Annotated in this window: 22 protein-coding genes; 11 read left to right on the top strand and 11 right to left on the bottom strand. The window is 63.6% G+C overall.

Going from position 1 to position 17,410, the window contains the following annotated elements; all coding sequences use genetic code 11:
• Nucleotides 1–20: 20 nt before the first annotated feature.
• The 6 genes from AC2FM3_RS04245 to AC2FM3_RS04220 form a co-directional block, all read right to left on the bottom strand.
• Entirely contained in the window at nucleotides 21–644 is a 624-nt protein-coding gene (locus tag AC2FM3_RS04245) for a trimeric intracellular cation channel family protein (RefSeq protein WP_496679303.1), read from the bottom strand.
• The gene (gene rnhA, locus AC2FM3_RS04240; protein WP_496679301.1) at nucleotides 641–1,108 is read right to left on the bottom strand and encodes a ribonuclease HI; all 468 of its coding nucleotides are present in this window, start codon (nucleotides 1,106–1,108) and stop codon (nucleotides 641–643) included. The genes AC2FM3_RS04245 and rnhA overlap by 4 nt, the downstream gene beginning before the upstream one ends.
• Complete coding sequence (locus AC2FM3_RS04235) at nucleotides 1,101–1,685, bottom strand: class I SAM-dependent methyltransferase (protein WP_496679298.1); 585 nt, start codon at nucleotides 1,683–1,685, stop codon at nucleotides 1,101–1,103. Before AC2FM3_RS04235 ends, rnhA begins: the two co-directional genes overlap by 8 nt.
• Nucleotides 1,682–2,134, bottom strand: coding sequence for a DUF3429 domain-containing protein (locus AC2FM3_RS04230; protein WP_496679296.1), 453 nt, complete (start codon nucleotides 2,132–2,134; stop codon nucleotides 1,682–1,684). Before AC2FM3_RS04230 ends, AC2FM3_RS04235 begins: the two co-directional genes overlap by 4 nt.
• Nucleotides 2,131–3,081, bottom strand: a complete 951-nt coding sequence (gene ispH / locus AC2FM3_RS04225) for a 4-hydroxy-3-methylbut-2-enyl diphosphate reductase (protein WP_496679295.1) — start codon at nucleotides 3,079–3,081, stop codon at nucleotides 2,131–2,133. Before ispH ends, AC2FM3_RS04230 begins: the two co-directional genes overlap by 4 nt.
• Nucleotides 3,082–3,273: 192 nt before the next feature.
• A complete protein-coding gene (locus AC2FM3_RS04220) occupies nucleotides 3,274–3,846 on the bottom strand; it encodes a LabA-like NYN domain-containing protein (RefSeq protein ID WP_496679293.1) in 573 nt (190 codons plus the stop codon).
• A gap of 136 nt (nucleotides 3,847–3,982) precedes the next feature.
• Here AC2FM3_RS04220 and folK point away from each other — a divergent pair, with 136 nt between their 5' ends.
• From folK to AC2FM3_RS04170, 10 genes are all read left to right on the top strand, one after another.
• A complete protein-coding gene (gene folK / locus AC2FM3_RS04215) occupies nucleotides 3,983–4,561 on the top strand; it encodes a 2-amino-4-hydroxy-6-hydroxymethyldihydropteridine diphosphokinase (protein ID WP_496679292.1) in 579 nt (192 codons plus the stop codon).
• Between the two features lie 86 nt (nucleotides 4,562–4,647).
• A complete protein-coding gene (gene rpoZ / locus AC2FM3_RS04210; RefSeq protein ID WP_496679290.1) occupies nucleotides 4,648–5,001 on the top strand; it encodes a DNA-directed RNA polymerase subunit omega in 354 nt (117 codons plus the stop codon).
• 26 nt (nucleotides 5,002–5,027) lie between these two features.
• On the top strand, nucleotides 5,028–7,160 hold the full coding sequence (locus AC2FM3_RS04205) for a RelA/SpoT family protein (protein ID WP_496679289.1): 2,133 nt from the start codon (nucleotides 5,028–5,030) through the stop codon (nucleotides 7,158–7,160).
• 16 nt (nucleotides 7,161–7,176) lie between these two features.
• A complete protein-coding gene (locus tag AC2FM3_RS04200) occupies nucleotides 7,177–7,875 on the top strand; it encodes a DUF2062 domain-containing protein (protein WP_496679288.1) in 699 nt (232 codons plus the stop codon).
• Nucleotides 7,868–8,641: a pyridoxine 5'-phosphate synthase gene (locus AC2FM3_RS04195; RefSeq protein ID WP_496679286.1), complete on the top strand. Its 774-nt coding sequence runs from the start codon at nucleotides 7,868–7,870 to the stop codon at nucleotides 8,639–8,641. The genes AC2FM3_RS04200 and AC2FM3_RS04195 overlap by 8 nt, the downstream gene beginning before the upstream one ends.
• A 1-nt stretch (nucleotide 8,642) precedes the next feature.
• Entirely contained in the window at nucleotides 8,643–9,086 is a 444-nt protein-coding gene (acpS, locus tag AC2FM3_RS04190) for a holo-ACP synthase (RefSeq protein ID WP_496679283.1), read from the top strand.
• 29 nt (nucleotides 9,087–9,115) lie between these two features.
• A complete protein-coding gene (lepB, locus tag AC2FM3_RS04185) occupies nucleotides 9,116–9,952 on the top strand; it encodes a signal peptidase I (protein ID WP_496679280.1) in 837 nt (278 codons plus the stop codon).
• Nucleotides 9,949–10,629 carry a ribonuclease III gene (gene rnc, locus AC2FM3_RS04180; RefSeq protein ID WP_496679279.1) on the top strand — a complete coding sequence of 227 codons (681 nt, stop codon included), beginning with the start codon at nucleotides 9,949–9,951 and terminating at the stop codon, nucleotides 10,627–10,629. Before lepB ends, rnc begins: the two co-directional genes overlap by 4 nt.
• 137 nt (nucleotides 10,630–10,766) lie before the next feature.
• The gene (era, locus tag AC2FM3_RS04175; protein ID WP_496679278.1) at nucleotides 10,767–11,675 is read left to right on the top strand and encodes a GTPase Era; all 909 of its coding nucleotides are present in this window, start codon (nucleotides 10,767–10,769) and stop codon (nucleotides 11,673–11,675) included.
• A complete protein-coding gene (locus AC2FM3_RS04170; RefSeq protein WP_170448889.1) occupies nucleotides 11,672–12,001 on the top strand; it encodes a DUF1491 family protein in 330 nt (109 codons plus the stop codon). The genes era and AC2FM3_RS04170 overlap by 4 nt, the downstream gene beginning before the upstream one ends.
• Nucleotides 12,002–12,013: 12 nt before the next feature.
• Here the strand turns inward: AC2FM3_RS04170 and AC2FM3_RS04165 are convergent, their stop codons facing one another.
• Complete coding sequence (locus tag AC2FM3_RS04165) at nucleotides 12,014–12,787, bottom strand: FkbM family methyltransferase (protein ID WP_496679276.1); 774 nt, start codon at nucleotides 12,785–12,787, stop codon at nucleotides 12,014–12,016.
• A gap of 98 nt (nucleotides 12,788–12,885) precedes the next feature.
• The gene (trhA, locus tag AC2FM3_RS04160; protein WP_496679275.1) at nucleotides 12,886–13,548 is read right to left on the bottom strand and encodes a PAQR family membrane homeostasis protein TrhA; all 663 of its coding nucleotides are present in this window, start codon (nucleotides 13,546–13,548) and stop codon (nucleotides 12,886–12,888) included.
• Between the two features lie 159 nt (nucleotides 13,549–13,707).
• Here trhA and recO point away from each other — a divergent pair, with 159 nt between their 5' ends.
• The gene (recO, locus tag AC2FM3_RS04155) at nucleotides 13,708–14,433 is read left to right on the top strand and encodes a DNA repair protein RecO (protein WP_496679272.1); all 726 of its coding nucleotides are present in this window, start codon (nucleotides 13,708–13,710) and stop codon (nucleotides 14,431–14,433) included.
• On the opposite strand, the gene AC2FM3_RS04150 is transcribed toward recO, so the two are convergent.
• The 3 genes from AC2FM3_RS04150 to AC2FM3_RS04140 form a co-directional block, all read right to left on the bottom strand.
• Entirely contained in the window at nucleotides 14,417–14,809 is a 393-nt protein-coding gene (locus AC2FM3_RS04150) for an META domain-containing protein (protein WP_496679269.1), read from the bottom strand. The two genes, recO and AC2FM3_RS04150, sit on opposite strands and share 17 nt — an antisense overlap.
• 25 nt (nucleotides 14,810–14,834) lie before the next feature.
• Complete coding sequence (locus AC2FM3_RS04145) at nucleotides 14,835–15,362, bottom strand: hypothetical protein (RefSeq protein ID WP_496679268.1); 528 nt, start codon at nucleotides 15,360–15,362, stop codon at nucleotides 14,835–14,837.
• A gap of 246 nt (nucleotides 15,363–15,608) precedes the next feature.
• Complete coding sequence (locus tag AC2FM3_RS04140; protein ID WP_496679265.1) at nucleotides 15,609–17,300, bottom strand: acyl-CoA dehydrogenase family protein; 1,692 nt, start codon at nucleotides 17,298–17,300, stop codon at nucleotides 15,609–15,611.
• Nucleotides 17,301–17,410 lie beyond the last annotated feature (110 nt).

Below are 17,410 nucleotides of genomic sequence, written 5' to 3'. Positions count from 1 at the left end.
TGCCCTTGTCCGGCGGGCGGTTATTGCCGCGGCGGGCGTGCCTTGTAGACCGGCAACTGCCAGCCGAACAGCAGCGATCCGGCCCGCAGCGCCCAACAGGACAGCGCGCAAAGGCCCAGCGCCAGCAGCGTCTCCAGCCCCAGACGGGTGGCCATCACCGCCACCAGCGCCCCCGTGAAGGCGCACGAGACATAGAGTTCGCCCTGTTTGAGCACCAGCGGCACCTCGTTGCAGACCACGTCGCGCATCAGCCCGCCCAGGCAGCCGGTGGTCACACCCATCAACACCACGATCACGCCCGACTGGCCAAGCGCCAGCGCCGCGCCGGTGCCCGCGGCAACGGCGATCGACAGCGCGAAACTGTCCAGCCAAACCAGCCAGTTGTAGCGGCTTTCAACCAGATGCGCGGTGAAGAACACGACCACCGCCGCCGCCACCGCGATCAGGATATAGTCGGGCTGACCCACCCAGAAGACCGGGTGCCGATCCAGCAGCAGATCACGCACCGTGCCACCGCCCACCGCCGTCAGACAGGCGATGAAGGCAAACCCCACAAGGTCCAGCTGCGCCCGGCTGGCCACCAGCGCCCCGGTCAGCGCAAAGACCAAAACCGAGGTATAGTCCAGCAGGGCCAGACCACTCATGTGCGGGCCTTTTTCGGCTTGAACGGGGACATGCCCGCGCGTGCCAGTTCGTCGGCGCGTTCGTTTTCGGGGTGGCCGGCATGGCCCTTGACCCATTCCCAGGTCACGTCATGGCGCTGTTGCGCTTCGTCCAGCCGCTGCCACAGGTCCACGTTCTTGACGGGCTTCTTGTTTGCGGTCTTCCAGCCGTTGCGCTTCCACCCGTGGATCCAGCCCGTCACCCCGTTTTTCACATAGGCGCTGTCGGTCACGATGGTGATTTTCGAGGGCCGCTCCAATGTCTCGAGCGCGCTGATCGCAGCCAGCAGCTCCATCCGGTTGTTGGTCGTCTCGGCCTCGCCGCCGCTCAACTCGCGCTCTTTCAGGACGGTTTCGCCATTCATGGCCCGCAGCAGCACGCCCCAGCCTCCGGGGCCGGGATTGCCGGAACAGGCACCATCGGTATAGGCAAATAGATCAGGCATGGGCCAGCACCAGAATGAAACCGTCATACGATCCGGCCAGCCCCTTTCCCATACCGGTGGTGACACGGTCAATGACGAACCCGGCCTCGACCAACGCGGTCTCGATCTCGGGGCGCGTGAAATAGGTGTAGTAGCGGTCAAGTTCGTCGCGATGCTCTCCGGTGCCCAGTTTCAGGCCCAGAAAGAACACACCGCCCGGCTTCAGGGCCTGGTGGATGGCGGTGAGGTGTCGCGGGAAATCGGCGCGCGGGGCGTGCAGCAGGGAAAAGCTGGCATAGACCCCATCGTATTCGGCTGTTTCGGTCACGTCGTCGAACGTGCCCAGATACGCCTCCACGCCATTTGCGCGGGCGTGTTCGACAAAGGCCGGTGTGGCGTCCAGCGCCCGAACCCGAAGCCCCTGGCACAGAAAGAATCCGCTGTCCAAACCCGGACCCGACCCCAGATCCAGCACCAGCCCGTCGCCGACCGCCTGCGCGAATGCTGCGCGCGATTCGATCTGTTCGGGCGGCAGCGGCACTTTCAGATAGTCGTCCACACGGGTTGTGTAGGCGTCGATGGTTCGTTTGTCGCTCACAGGAATACTCCAACGGCCAGGCAGGCCAGAACGACGGCGCTCAGCAGTAGCCGCAGTTTCATCCACCAGCGCGGGGTCAGGCCCCACGACCAGAACAGCGCGTCCAGCACCAGCAGACCGGCAAAGCCGATCATCAGGTTGGTACCCGCGTCGACCGGCCCGCCGCCGGTGGTGAAAAACGCCCACAGCGCCGGCAGGACCGACAGCCCATAACACAGCGCCGCCCGGTTGCCCGAGGTCTTGGTGGCAAAACCCCACAGAACGCCGGACATGAAGCTGAGGATCACAGCGCCATAGAACAGCTGCACATAGGGCCCCACGAACCGGGGGCCCAGCGCGCGGCTGCCCCAATCATTCAGGTCTCCGCTCAGGTAGGTCAGCGCGCCCCATACAAAGGGGATCAGACCGGCCAGGCCCAGAACTAACGGTGCGCGGGGGATGCCGCTCATGCGGGCACGCGCAGAATGCGAGGCACCTTGAACTCGACATTCTCGGTGGCGGTTTCGACGGTTTCGACGGTCACGTCATAACGGTCGCGGAAGGCGTCGATTACCTCGTTCACAAGGACTTCGGGCGCAGAGGCGCCGGCGGTGATGGCGATGCTGGAAATCCCTTCCAGCGCGCGCCAGTCGATGTCGGTGGCCCGCTGCACCAGCTGGGCATAGGTGCAGCCCGCTTTGGACGCCACTTCGACCAGACGGCGCGAGTTTGAGGAGTTGGGCGCACCCACCACCAGCAGCGCATCTGACTTGGGTGCGACGGTCTTCACCGCCTCCTGACGGTTGGTGGTGGCATAGCAGATGTCTTCCTTGTGCGGGCCGACGATGGCCGGGAAGCGGTCCTGCAGCGCGGCCACGATGTCGCGCGTGTCGTCCACCGAGAGGGTAGTCTGGGTGACAAAGGCCAGTTTTTCGGGGTCGCGGACCTGCACCTTGGCCACATCGTCAACCGTTTCCACCAGCAGAACCTCGCCCTCGGGCAGCTGGCCCATGGTGCCGACGGTTTCGGGGTGGCCCTTGTGCCCGATCATGATCATCTGCAACCCGGCCTCGGCGTGGCGCTGGGCCTCGATATGGACCTTGGATACCAGCGGGCAGGTGGCGTCGACAAAGAGCATCTCGCGCGCGGCTGCGGCGGCGGGCACTGACTTGGGCACGCCATGGGCGGAAAAGATCACCGGCCGGTCATCGGGGCATTCGTCCAGCTCTTCGACAAAGACGGCACCCTTGGCGCGCAAGCCGTCCACGACGAACTTGTTGTGCACGATCTCGTGCCGGACATAGACCGGGGCGCCCCATTTCTGCAGGGCCATTTCCACGATCTTGATCGCGCGGTCCACACCAGCGCAGAACCCGCGCGGGGCGGCCAGATACAGGGTCAGGGGGGGCTTGGTCATGCGTCTGTCTCCTTGACAGGGACAGGTAAGGCTTTTCCGCCCTCGGGTCCAGATGGGGCGGGTGTCATTTCGCTGACACAAACACATGCCAAGGTGCCGGTGTTTGAGCACAGGTTCTTTTTTGAAGACGCGCGGCTGGGGCTTTCCGTCCCGGCCGCGCCATTGATCCGCAGGTGTGGGCCGTGAGAGACGTTACTTCCCTGCCACCGCCACATTGCGCGGCTCGTCCGACGCCTCGCGCGGCGGGCGCCCGATCACGTCGCGCAGATCGTCCAGTTCGATGAAGTTGTCGGCTTGGCGCCGCAGTTCGTCCGAGATCATCGGCGGCTGGCTGCGGATGGTCGAAACCACCGACACGCGCACGCCCTGACGTTGCAGGCTGGCAATCAGCGGGCGGAAATCCCCATCGCCCGAGAACAGCACGATATGATCCACCCGTGGCGCCAGTTCCATGGCATCGACTGTCAGTTCGATATCCATGTTCCCCTTGACCTTACGGCGCCCCATGCTGTCGGTGTATTCCTTGGCCGGTTTGGTCACCATGGTGAAACCGTTGTAGTTCAGCCAGTCGACCAAGGGGCGGATCGGCGAATATTCGTCGTTTTCCAGCAGCGCTGTGTAGTAAAAGGCCCTCAGAAGCTTCCCGCGACGCATGAACTCCTGACGCAGCAACTTGTAATCAATATCAAATCCCAGGGCTTTCGCGGCGGCGTACAGATTCGAGCCGTCGATGAACAGCGCCAGCCGTTCGTCCTTGTAAAACATAAAATCGTCCTTCCGGTATTGACCAGCGCGCGGTGGTGTAAGTGAGTGAGTGATGAGAAATCACGCGCCGGCCACTTTAAAATAAGAGATTCCGCATATATCGCAAGTGCGCTCAGGTCTGAACATAGGGTTATTTATGGTCAACTCCACGTCAAAAGCGGTCATCGCGCTGGGGGCAAATCTCAAACTGAGATCATATGAACCCAAGGTGACACTTCGCAGGGCTGTCGACGCGTTGGCCGGTGAGGGCTTGGTGATTCGCGCTGTCAGCCGGTTCTTTTCGACCCCGTGTTTTCCGGCGGGCGCCGGACCGGACTATGTCAATGCCGCCGCGCTGGTCGAGACCGAGGCGGCCCCGCAGGAGGTTCTGACCCTTCTGCACAGGGTCGAGGCCGATTTCGGCCGTGCCCGCCAGCAGCGCTGGGGGATGCGCACACTTGACCTGGACCTCGTCTGCTGGGGCGATCGCGTTCTGCCCGATGCGGCCGCGTTCGACCATTGGCTGAACCTGCCGCCCGACCGGCAGCGAGAGGCGGCTCCCGAGCAGTTGATCCTACCGCATCCGCGCCTGCAGGACCGCGCCTTCGTTCTGGTTCCGATGGCGGAGGTGGCGCCGGGCTGGCGGCACCCGGTGCTGGGCCTGACGGTTAATGAAATGATCGAACGCCTGCCGCCGGACGATGTCGCCGCGGTCACGCCGCTCGATGCCGCGTGAAAAAGGGCATTTCCCGCTTGTCATGGCGGGGATTCGCGCTTAGATAAGCGTCTTCCTGACATGGATTCATTAGTGGAGAGCGCCTCATGGCCCGCGTGACGGTCGAAGATTGCGTAGACAAGGTTCCGAACCGGTTCGAACTGGTGATGCTCGCTGCCCACCGCGCGCGCGAAATTTCCGCCGGCGCGCCGATCACGATCGACCGCGACAACGACAAAAACCCGGTCGTAGCCCTGCGCGAGATTGCCGAGGAAACCCAGACCTCGGACGAACTGCGCGAGCGTCTGATAGAGGCCAACCAGACCCAGATCGAGGTCGACGAGCCTGAAGAGGATCAGATGGCGTTGCTGATGGGGGCCGAATCGGACAAGCCCGCAGATGACGACATGTCGGAAGAAAAACTCCTGCGCGCCCTGATGGAGGCTCAGGGCCAGGGGTAAGCCCTAAACACGAAGGTGCGGACCGGATGATTTCAGCTGAAGACCTGGTTGCGCTGGTCCGCAACTACAACCCCAAGACAAATTCCGATCGCATCATCCGGGCCTACGAGTTTGGCAAGAAGATGCACGAAGGCCAGTTCCGGCACTCGGGCGAGCCCTATTTCTCGCACCCAGTCGCGGTGGCGGCCATTCTGACCGAACAGCGTTTGGACGATGCGACCATCATCACGGCGCTGCTGCACGACACGATCGAGGACACCAAGGCGAGCTACTCCAAGATCGCCGAGTTGTTCGGTGACGAGGTGGCGATGCTGGTCGACGGTGTCACCAAGCTGACCAATCTCCAGCTTTCCAGCCGCGAAACCAAGCAGGCCGAGAATTTTCGCAAGCTGTTCATGGCCATGTCCAAGGACCTGCGGGTCATTCTGGTCAAGCTGGCCGACCGTCTGCACAATATGCGCACGATCAAGGCGATGCGCCCTGAAAAGCAGGTGCAGAAAGCGCGCGAGACGATGGACATCTTCGCGCCTCTGGCCGGCCGGATGGGCATGCAGTGGATGCGTGAAGAGCTTGAGGATCTGGCCTTCCGTGTCCTCAACCCCGAAGGCCGCCAGTCGATCATCCGTCGTTTCATCACGCTGCAGCGCGAAACCGGTGACGTGATCCACCGCATCACCGGGGACATGCGACGTGAGTTGGAGAAAGCGGGGATCGAGGCCGAGGTGTTCGGCCGCGCCAAGAAACCCTATTCGATCTGGCGCAAGATGCAGGAAAAGGATCAGGGCTTCTCGCGCCTGTCCGACATCTATGGCTTCCGCATCATCACCCAGACCGAGGAAGACTGCTATCGCGCGCTGGGCGCGATCCATCAACGCTGGCGTGCGGTGCCGGGGCGGTTCAAGGATTACATCAGTCAGCCCAAATCGAACGGCTATCGCTCGATCCACACGACCGTTTCCGGGCGTGACGGCAAGCGGGTCGAGGTGCAGATCCGAACCCGGCAGATGCACGATGTTGCCGAGTCCGGTGTGGCGGCGCATTGGTCCTACCGGGACGGGGTACGGACCGAGAACCCCTTTGCGGTGGACCCTGCCAAGTGGATCGCGAGCCTGACCGAACAGTTCAACGCCGAGGAAGACCACGAGGATTTTCTCGAAGCGGTCAAGCTCGAGATGTATTCCGACCAGGTGTTCTGCTTCACGCCCAAGGGCGATGTGGTCAAGTTGCCGCGTGGGGCAACGCCGATCGATTTCGCCTATGCGATCCACACCCGCATCGGCCATGCCTGCGTGGGGGCCAAGGTCGACGGCATCCGGGTGCCGCTGTGGACCCGGCTCAAGAACGGCCAATCGGTCGACATCATCACCGCAGACGGCCAGACGCCGCAGGTGACATGGCTTGAGATTGCCGTGACCGGCAAGGCCCGCACCGCCATCCGCCGCGCCCTGCGCGAGGTCGACCGCGAAAGATTCATCAAGCTGGGCCGCGAATTGGTGCGCGCGGGGTTCGAGCACGTGGGCCGCAAGGCGACCGACAAGGCGCTGGAGACCGCTGCCAAGCAGCTGCGGATCAAGGACAGCGACGAGTTGCTGGCCCGGGTCGGCAGTGCCGAACTGACAGCCCATGACGTGGTCGCCGTGGTCTATCCCGAACTGACCAAGGATGAGGGCGAGGCGATCCCGCTGCGCCGCGCGGTGATTGGCCTGGAACCGGGCCAGAAATTCGAGCGTGCGCCCTGTTGTCAGCCGCTTCCGGGGGAAAGGATCGTGGGCATCACTTCGCGCGGGAAAGGTGTAGTGGTGCATGCCATCGACTGCGGTCGCCTGACCGAATTCGAAGACCAGCCGCAGCGCTGGGTTGATCTGCACTGGCATTCGGGTACGCACCCGGCGGCGTACGGCGCCACGCTGGATCTGACCATCGGCAACGATGCCGGGGTGCTGGGGCGTATTTGCACATTGATCGGCGAGAAAAAGGCCAATATCTCGAACTTGGAATTCGTGGACCGCAAACCGGATTTTTACCGCCTTTTACTCAGTGTCGAGGTGCGCGACCTGCAACAGCTGCATTCGCTGATGCTGATGCTCGAGGCCGAAAGCGATGTCGCGGCGGTCGAACGGTATCGAAACACGCGGGACGCTGCGGTCGCAGCAAGCTGAGAGGGGACACGCAGGAGTGGTATTCAAGCGCCGTGATCGCCGCTCTGCTCTTCAGGCCGCCTCGGAGTTCGTTTATCCGCGCGGCGGTTGGACCCGGGCCTTTCACTATGTCAAACACCGCGTCCGGCGTCTGCCCGATACGCCCGAGCGTATCGCGCGCGGCATTGGCGCCGGAGTGTTCGCCTCGTTCACGCCGTTCTACGGGTTGCATTTTGTGGTGGCTGCGGTGCTGGCCCGGCTGATCAACGGCAACATTCTGGCCGCGCTCAGCGGCACGTTTTTCGGCAACCCGCTGACCTATGTGCCGATCGGGGTGATCTGCCTGCAGACCGGGCATTTCCTGCTGGGCACAAAATATGATGAGGGCGACACCCAGGGGCTGATGCGCAAATTCGCCGATGCGCTTGGGGATCTGAAGAACAATTTCGTGGCTCTGTTCACCGACCGCGTCGCCGACTGGCATGGCTGGGCGCAGTTCTATGACGGCGTATTCTACCCTTACATGATCGGCGGTATCATCCCGGGTATCGTGGCCGGAGTGATCTGCGGCTATATCAGCCTGCCGCTGATCCGCACCTATCAACAGCGCCGCCGGGCCAAGATCAAAGCCAAGTTCGAGGAAATCAAACGCCGCGCCGAAGCAGCCCCTGCCGTTTCGCAAACAAACCCTCTACGCTCGGCGCGGGCGACCAGAAAGGAATCGAAAGATGTCTGACACTCACCTGCGTCTGGGCGTGAACATCGACCACGTGGCCACCGTGCGCAACGCGCGCGGCGGGGCATATCCCGACCCGCTGCGCGCGGCCAAACTGGCCGAAGAGGCCGGTGCCGATGGCATCACCGCGCATCTGCGCGAAGACCGCCGCCACATTTCCGACGCCGACATCGAAGGCTTGATGCAGGTGCTGTCTGTGCCGCTGAACTTTGAAATGGCTGCCACCCCCGAGATGCAGGCGATTGCCCTGCGCCACAAGCCGCACGCGGTCTGCATCGTCCCCGAAAAGCGCGAGGAACGCACCACAGAGGGCGGGTTGGAAGTCGCGCGCGAGGAAAATCGTCTTGCCCACTTCATCGCGCCGCTGCGTGACGCGGGCTGCCGCGTATCTATCTTCATCGCCGCCGACCGCAAGCAGATCGAGGCCGCCCACCGCATCGGCGCGCAGGTGATCGAGCTGCACACTGGCGCCTATTGCGACGCCCATGCCGAAGGCCGGATGGACGACGCGCGACGAGAACTGGACGCGCTGCGTGAGATGTCCGCCTTTGCTCATGCGCTGGGGCTCGAAGTACACGCCGGCCACGGTCTGACCTATGACACGGTGCAGCCCGTGGCAGCCTTCCCCGAACTGCGCGAACTCAACATCGGCCATTTCCTGATCGGTGAGGCCATCTTCCGCGGTCTGGGTCCGGCCATCCATGAAATGCGCCGCCTGATGGACGAGGCGCGAGCGCCGTCGCATTCAGGAAAGGTCGACGCCTGACATGATCCTCGGCATCGGCACCGATCTGGCGAATATCGACCGTATCCAGGGCACGCTTGACCGGTTCGGCGACCGGTTCCGCAACCGTGTCTTCACCGAGACCGAGCAGCGCAAGGCCGAGCGGCGCGCCGACACCGCCGGCACCTATGCCAAGCGCTGGGCCGCGAAAGAGGCCTGCTCCAAGGCGCTGGGCACCGGCTTGCGCATGGGCATCGCCTGGAAGGACATGGCCGTGACCAACCTGCACACCGGGCAACCCGTGATGCACGTCACCGGCTGGGCGGCTGAGCGGCTGCGCGAGATGACGCCCGATGGGCACGAGGCCATCATCCACGTCACCCTGACTGATGACCACCCCTGGGCCCAGGCTTTCGTTGTGATCGAGGCCCGCCCCGTGGCCGATTCGGACGCGGCCTTGACTTGGCCTCGATCGCCCCGCATGTAGCCCCAACGACGCAAGGACTGGAGAGCAGTATGGCCGAGCAAGCCAAATCCGGAAACGCCATCTGGGAGACGATCAAGACCATCGTCTATGCCCTGCTGATCGCGGGCGTTTTCCGCACTCTGTTCTTTCAGCCTTTCTGGATTCCGTCGGGATCGATGAAACCCACGCTGCTGATCGGCGACTTCCTGTTCGTCAACAAGATGGCCTATGGCTACTCCTACGCCTCGTGCCCCAGCCTGATCATCCCCAGTGTCGGACTCAACATCGATGCCGAAGACATCTGCGGCTGGATGGGCGGAGACAACACCCGTCTGCTGGGCGGAGAGCCGGAACGCGGCGATGTGATCGTGTTCCGCCACCCGGTCACCGGCCGCGACTACATCAAACGGCTGATCGGCCTGCCGGGCGACCGCATCCAGGTGCGCGGTGGGGTGGTCTACATCAACGGGGTCGAGGTCAAGCAGACCCCCGACGGCACTTTCACCGAGATCGCCGAGCCGCAAGGCCCGCAGCGCCTGCGCCCGCGCTGCGAAAACGGCCCGGTCGGTGTCGGCGGCACCTGCGAGAAGTCACGCTTCATCGAAACCCTGCCCAACGGCGTTCAGCACGAAATCCTGAACATCGGCAACCAGGGATCGGACAACACCGGTATCTACCTCGTACCCGAGGGCCACTATTTCTTCATGGGTGACAACCGCGACAACTCGGCCGACTCGCGCCTGCCGCAATCGGCTGGCGGGGTAGGTTACGTGCCTTATGAAAACCTGATCGGTCGCGCCGATCGCATCATGTTCTCGTCTGCGGGCCGGTCGATGCTGTTCTTCTGGACCTGGCGGGGCGACAGGTTCTTCAAGGCAATCCATTGAAGCTGTCGGCTGACATGAAGGCGTTCCAGAAACGCCTCGGGCACCAGTTCGCCAATCCCGAACTGCTGGTGCGGGCGCTGACGCACGGGTCGGTCTCTTCGGCCACACGGCCTGACAACCAGCGGCTCGAATTCCTCGGTGACCGGGTCTTAGGCCTGGTGATGGCCAGCGCACTGCTCGAGGCCGACAAGACCGCCACCGAAGGCCAGTTGGCGCCGCGGTTCAACGCGCTTGTGCGAAAGGAGACCTGTGCCGAGGTCGCCCGTCAGATCGACCTGGGCGCAGTGCTGAAGCTGGGGCGGTCCGAGATGATGTCGGGCGGCCGCCGCAAACAGGCGTTGCTGGGCGACGCGATGGAGGCGGTGATTGCCGCCGTCTATCGCGATGCCGGGTTCGAGGCTGCACGTGACGTGATCCTCAAGCTCTGGGGAGATCGGATCCATACGGTTAAGGCTGATGCCCGCGACGCCAAGACCGCGCTTCAGGAATGGGCCCAGGCCCGCGGTCAGAAACCGCCCAGCTATGTCGAGCTGTCGCGCACAGGGCCTGATCACGCTCCGGTCTTCACCATCGCCGCCCGGCTGGAATCCGGCCCCGAGGCTCAGGCCACTGCGCCCTCCAAGCGTCAGGCCGAACAGGCCGCCGCACGTGCCTTGCTGGACAGTCTGCCCAAGTAATCGGCCCGCCTTCATCTGGCTGAAAATATCCCGGGGGGCCCGGGGGCTGGCCCCCCGGCTCACGACGCAGTCCAGGGCTGGCCCCCGACGCCGTTCTGCGCTAGGGAAACAGACTTGCAACCAGGACCAACGACACCATGACGACACGCGCCGGATTCATCGCCCTGATCGGAGAGCCCAACGCAGGCAAATCCACCCTTCTGAACCGCATGGTCGGGGCCAAGGTCTCTATCGTGACGCACAAGGTGCAGACCACGCGCGCCCGTATCCGCGGCGTTGCGATGGAGGGTGATGCGCAACTGGTCTTCGTCGACACGCCGGGTCTGTTCAAACCCCGCCGCCGGCTTGACCGCGCGATGGTCGCGGCGGCCTGGGGCGGGGCGGCCGATGCCGACATCATCGTGCTGATGGTCGAAGCGCATCGCGGTATCACCGAAGGCGTCGAGCGCATCCTGGATGGCCTGTCCGAGATCGCGCAGGGCCGTAAGGTGGCGCTGGCGATCAACAAGATCGACCGGGTCGAAGCCCCCGCGCTGCTGTCCCTGACTCGCGACCTGAATGACCGCTTCTCCTTTGCCGAAACCTTCATGATCTCGGCCGAGAAGGGCCACGGCGTCGAGGACCTGCGTGCCTGGCTGGCCCAGCATCTGCCCGAAGGCCCCTGGCTTTATCCCGAAGACCAGATCGCCGATCTGCCGCTGCGCATGATCGCGGCCGAGATCACGCGCGAGAAGCTGACCCTGCGCCTGCACCAGGAGCTGCCCTATCAGCTGACGGTCGAGACCGAGAACTGGGAAGAGCGCAAGGATGGTTCGGCCAAGATCGACCAGGTGATCTATGTCATGCGCGACGGCCACAAGGGCATCGTGCTGGGCAAGCGCGGCGAGACGATCAAGGCCGTCAGCCAGGCCGCCCGGGCCGAGTTGGAGGAATTTCTTGATCGCAAGGTCCACCTGTTCCTGCAGGTGAAGGTCCGGCCCAACTGGCTGGAAGAGGCCGAGCGCTACTCGGAAATGGGGCTGGATTTCAAAGACGGCAACGCATGACCCGCCTGACGGCCGAGTTCTGGGTCCACGCCTATCTGGCCCGGCTGCGCCTGCACGAGATCCCGGCCTTTGTCGTGGCGCATGGCGACGACACCGCCGGCGCGGTTCTGGTCAAGCTCAACACGCTCGACGGAAATGCCATCGCCTTTCAGCGCAGCTTCGACCTGCTCAGCGGCGCGCGCAAATGGATCGAACTCGCCAAAGGCCCCGAGGCCGAGGTGGACGAGGCCATTGCCCGTCAGCGCAGCTTTGACCCCGACCTCTGGGTGATCGAGGTCGAAGACCGGCAGGGCCGGCACCTGTTGAACGAAGAGGGGCTGGACTGAGATCTGGACCTTTCAGGTCAGCCGATACAGCGCGTTGCGCCCGAATTTACCGCGCAATTCATATCCGTTTTGCTCCAAAAGACCCGCAATATCGACCGACCAGAAGCGTTCGTGCTGGAGTTCGAAGAAGATCGATTTGGGTTTCTGGGTGGCCGAAGCTTCGGTGATCAGCGGGGCAAGCACCCGGTCTTCCTGGCCCTCGACATCCACCTTGACCAGGTCGATCGGCGTATCCGGGTCGGATGGCAGAAACTCGGTCAGCGTCCGCACCTGAACCGATATGCCTTTGGCACCGCGCATCGGTTCGCCCAGTCTGGCCAGCCCCAGGTTTCCCTGCGCTGGCACAAACAGCTCCATCTCGCCGCTATTGTCCGAAATCGCGCAATCATGGACCCGGATGCAGTCAAATGCGTTCAGGTGGATGTTTTCTTCCAGCCGCGCCCGCATGACAGGGTTGGGTTCGAATGCATGGATCACTGATCCGGGTGCCGCGACCGCTGCCAGGCGCAGGGTGTGAGCCCCGGCATTGGCGCCAACGTCATAGGCCACGATCGGGCGGTCTTTGGGCAGGTCTTTCAGAATATGCCGCAAAGCACGTTCTTCCTGGGTGCGCCCCATGCGCCAGATCTGAAATTCCGTGTTGTTGTCGGCGGGATGAATGCGCATCCGGCACCCGCGATAGTCGACCTCGGTGGGTTTCAATTCGCGGCGGATGCGTTTTCTGATCTTGTTGGGGGTGTCCGGGTCATTGAAGATGTCGCGTAGAAGGTCATTCGGCCAGTCCATGGCGGTAGATCCCGTTTTAGTTCCCCGTTCCGAGTGCTTTCTATCAGTGGGATCTGCGCTGAAAAACGCTTATTCCTGATCGGGCCTTTCCGCGCCCGTCAGGATGCTCCGGGCACCCACAGGGGCGACAGTGCCAGCCAGACGCCCGCGAACATGGCGACCCCGCCCAGGTTCACCCAGACGTGCCAGATCGCATAGCGGTAGGGCAGCGTCTTGCGGGCATAGAACGCGGTTCCGACTACATAGCAGCCCGACCCGGCCAGAATGCACCAAAGTGTCGCTACGGGTACGCTCCGCAGGTCGGGCAGGGCCAGCAGCCCCAGCGCTCCCAGTCCTAGGTAGGACGCGGTCGACCAGCGCGATTTCACGGTTTCATTGGTTGTCTTGTTCCAGACCGCCACCGCCGTCAGAGCCCAGCACACCACCAGCAGACCCATCGTCCAGGGCGTGCCAGCCAGAACGAAGAACGGCGTGAAGGTGCCGGCGATGCTGGGATAGATCGCCGCGTGGTCGATGCGCCGCAGCAGCGTCCGCCGCTCGTGCAGCGGCAGAAAGTGATAGGCCCAGGACGCCATGTTCGACGCCAGCGCGCACGCCACATAGACCAAGACCGCAGCCACCAGCGCACCTTGCAGATGGGCCATCGCTTTTGACAGCAGCGTGCCGCCCGCGCCCAAGATCAACGCCAGCCCCAGCGAATGCACCGCCATATCCGCGCGGCGGAAGGCGGGGGAAATGCTGGGAAAGGTTGCGTCGGTCATGTCTGGCCTCGTGGCTGCCCGTTCCGGGTAATGCCGCTGCGAATTCAAGTCCACAATTCCGGCGCGTCAGTTGGAGTTCTTCGATTGAATTTGCTTCTTTTTGCGCCGCGCCGTACCGTCACGGTTCGACGCGACCTCAAGGCAAACCAAAGGCCCCGCATGGACTGGCGCGACCATGGCATTCTTCTGACCACCCGCCGCCACGGCGAAACTGCGGCCATCATCGAGGTGTTCACCGAAACCCATGGCCGCCATGCGGGCGTGGTGCGCGGGGGTGCCAGCCGCAAGATTGCGCCCATCCTGCAACCCGGCGCGCAGTTGGACGTGCTATGGCGGGCGCGATTGCAGGAACATATCGGCACCTTCCAGGTCGAGCCGCTGCGCTCGCGCGCGGCGGCGGCGTTTTCGGGGCGGTTGGCGTTGTCAGGGCTGAACGTGGTCGTGGCGCTGCTGTCCTTCTGCCTGCCCGAACGCGAACCACACCCCGGCCTCTACCGGCAGACGGAACAGCTGATGGATCTGCTGGGCCAGGATGAGATCTGGCCGCTGGCCTATCTGCGCTGGGAACTGGCCCTGCTTGAAGAGTTGGGCTTTGGGCTGGACCTGACCCGCTGCGCCGTGACCGGCACGACCGAGGGGCTGGCCTATGTCTCACCCAAGACAGGTCGGGCGGTCAGTGCCGAAGGCGCCGGGGATTGGGCCGAACGGCTGTTGCCTCTGCCGCCGGTGTTGCGTGGGCAGGGGGCCGCCCCGGATGACGAGGTCGCCGCCGGGCTGCGCACAACCGGCTATTTCCTGGCGCATCGCGTGGCGCCATCGCTGGGTCACACGCCGCTGCCCGAAGCCCGCGCCCGCTTTGTCGATCAGTTCACTCGGCGGCTTTGAACACCATCTCGTGCCCGTCCTCGTTGCGCAGGATCAGCACGTCGCCCGACACCTCGGACTGCGTCATCGCCAGCAGCGCGGCGAAATAGAACCCTTCGGCCTCAAGCCCGGCGCAAGCGGCGCGGGTGGCGGTCAGGTCGGCGATTTCGAACCACGGATAGGGCGCGCTCAATGTGCCCGAGTAGCTGTTGCAGGGCGCGTTGCCGGCAATCTTGCCTTCTTCGGGAAAGCGCAGCAAGGCGCTCGCGTCATAGGACTGGCCGTTCACCTCCTGCAGCACCCAGGTGCGGTCGGCTGCGCCATAGGCGGCGACGCTTTCGTCGCGATCACATTGCAACAGGGCAAGGGCGGGCAGGATCAGGCTCAGGCGCAGCATGAGGGCTTTCTATCCCGACTTGGCGTCATTGCGCCAGCAGTTCGGTGCGCACCTCCATCCGTGGACGCCAGTTGTAGCGCGTGTCCTCGCGCACCGGCGCCCAGAACAGGTCACCCCCGTTGCGCCAACCGTCCAGCACGATCGCGTCATAGGGCCCGCCGCCCTTGGCGCTGATCGCGGCGGAGTGGTGGATGATGCGGAACGGGGTCGGCGGCGAGGTGATCCAGTGCAGGTCCAGCGTGCGGAAGTTCTCTTGCCGCAGCCGCTTCAGGATATCCTCGGCCCAGTCATTGCACAGCCCGCGTTCGCGAAAACCGTTGATGACCTTGGCGTTGTGAATGATCGCCGGATCGGTGACCCGATACTCGGCCCTCAGCTGCAGCGCATAGTCATGAGCGATTCGTGCCGCGCGGGCGGCTTCCTGCGGATCGACATCGGGGCCGAGGTTCTGAATGGCGCGGGTCAGACCGGCAACATCGCCCGAGGGTGTGCCGGACGGCGTGCTGCATCCCGCAAGCAGGAAGCCAAGAACAAGGATCAGAAGGCGCGCCATGGTCACTCCGCAAAGATCAGGTCGGCATCTGCGTAGCCGCGGCGCAGCATGATGCGGTTCGATAGCTACTTAGCTGAAACCTGTACCGGGGCCCAAGCGGGAAATTAGCGCGCCATCGTGTCTGGTGGGTCGAGTTGGGTGAATTGAATGCGGCAGATCTGGTCATTCGGCACTACTGGATTGCCACAAAAGAAAAGACCCGGCACCGGGCCGGGTCAAGTTGGGGAAACCGCGACATACTGGCGCTCAGGCCAGCAGACGCCGCGCGATGACTTGCGCCTGGATCTCGGCGGCGCCTTCAAAGATGTTCAGAATGCGGGCGTCGCACAGAACGCGGCTGATCTTGTATTCCAGCGCGAAACCGTTGCCGCCGTGGATCTGCAACCCGTTGTCGGCCGCCGCCCAGGCAACACGCGCGCCCAGCAGCTTGGCCATCCCGGCCTCCAGGTCGCAGCGGTGGCCGTTGTCCTTCTCCCAGGCGCTGAAATAGGTCAGCTGACGGGCGATCATGATCTCGACCGCCATCATCGCCAGCTTGCCCGACACGCGCGGGAATTTGATCAGGGCCTTGCCGAACTGTTTGCGCTCCTGCGCGTATTGCATGGCGATGTCCAGCGCGCTTTGGGCCACGCCGATGGCGCGGGCGGCGGTCTGGATGCGCGCGGACTCGAAGGTTTCCATGAGCTGCTTGAAGCCCTTGCCTTCCTCGCCGCCGAGCAGGTTCTCGCCCTTGACGTGGAAGCCGTCGAAGGCCAGCTCGTATTCCTTCATGCCGCGATAGCCCAGCACCTCGATCTCGCCGCCGGTCATACCGGGGGTCGGGAATGGGTTGTCGTCGGTGCCGGGCGTCTTTTCGGCCAGGAACATCGACAATCCGCGATGGTCGGTGGTTTCGGGATCGGTGCGTGCCAGCAGCGTCATCACATGGGTGCGCGCGGCATGGGTGATCCAGGTCTTGTTGCCGGTGATCTTGTAGTCGCCGTTCTCGTCCTTGACCGCGCGGGTGCGCAGGCTGCCGAGGTCCGAGCCGGTGTTGGGTTCGGTGAACACGGCGGTGGGCAGGATCTCCGCACTCGCGATCTTGGGCAGCCATTGGGCCTTTTGTGCATCGGTGCCGCCCGCCAGGATCAGTTCGGCCGCGATCTCGGACCGGGTGCCCAAGCTGCCGACGCCGATGTACCCGCGGGACAGTTCCTCGGAAACCACGCACATCGACGCTTTGGACAGGCCGAACCCGCCATATTCCTCGGGGATGGTCAGGCCAAAGACGCCCATCTCGGCCAGTTCCTCGATGATTTCCATCGGGATCAGTTCGTCCTTCAGGTGCCACTCGTGCGCGTTGGGCTCGACCCGATCCAGCGCATAGCGGCGGAACTGCTCGCGGATCATCTCAAGCTCTTCATCCAGGCCCGAGGCGCCGAACATCGTGGCCCCGGACTGGTCTTGCATCAGCTGAACCAGACGGCTGCGCGCGGCCTGGCTGTTGGCCTGTGCCATCAGCGTCTGCACCTCGGCGCATTGGAAGCCCGACAGCGCATCCCAGCCCAGCCCCAGATCCTGCAGGCGCACGACCTCGCCCTGGTTCATCGGGATGCCGCCGGCGACCTGGTGCAGGTATTCACCAAACGCGATTTGGTGCAGCAACTGCTCCATCTCGCCGAACTTGCCCTGGGCGTCCAGCGCCTCGGCCCATTTCTGCATCTGCTGCAGCGACTGGTTGTAGGTGGCCAGCCAGGCCAGCCCATGCGCGGCGGTCTGGTTCGCTTCGACCAAGGCGCCCGAGACGCGACCCTCGGCCGTGACCATCTCGCGCACCGCATCGCGCGCCCGGTCAAAGACGGACTGAACCGCCGGCAGCGCGGCCCCCGTTAGGGTCAGAAGATCGGGCAGAACCGGCTGAGAAGTCATGTTCGTCATATCTTGTCCGTCATGGGCCATGAATCACGTCCTTTGCTGGGTTGTCTGGTCATATCATGCTGCAAGTGCAGCGCAACAAAAATTCACAAAATGCGTCGAAAAGGTCCAAAAATTACGCAACGATTTTTGCG

Source organism: Ruegeria sp. BHSB172, from assembly GCF_059613165.1.
Note: the sequence above shows the minus strand (reverse complement) of the source record. Positions and strands in the feature narration are given on the sequence as shown.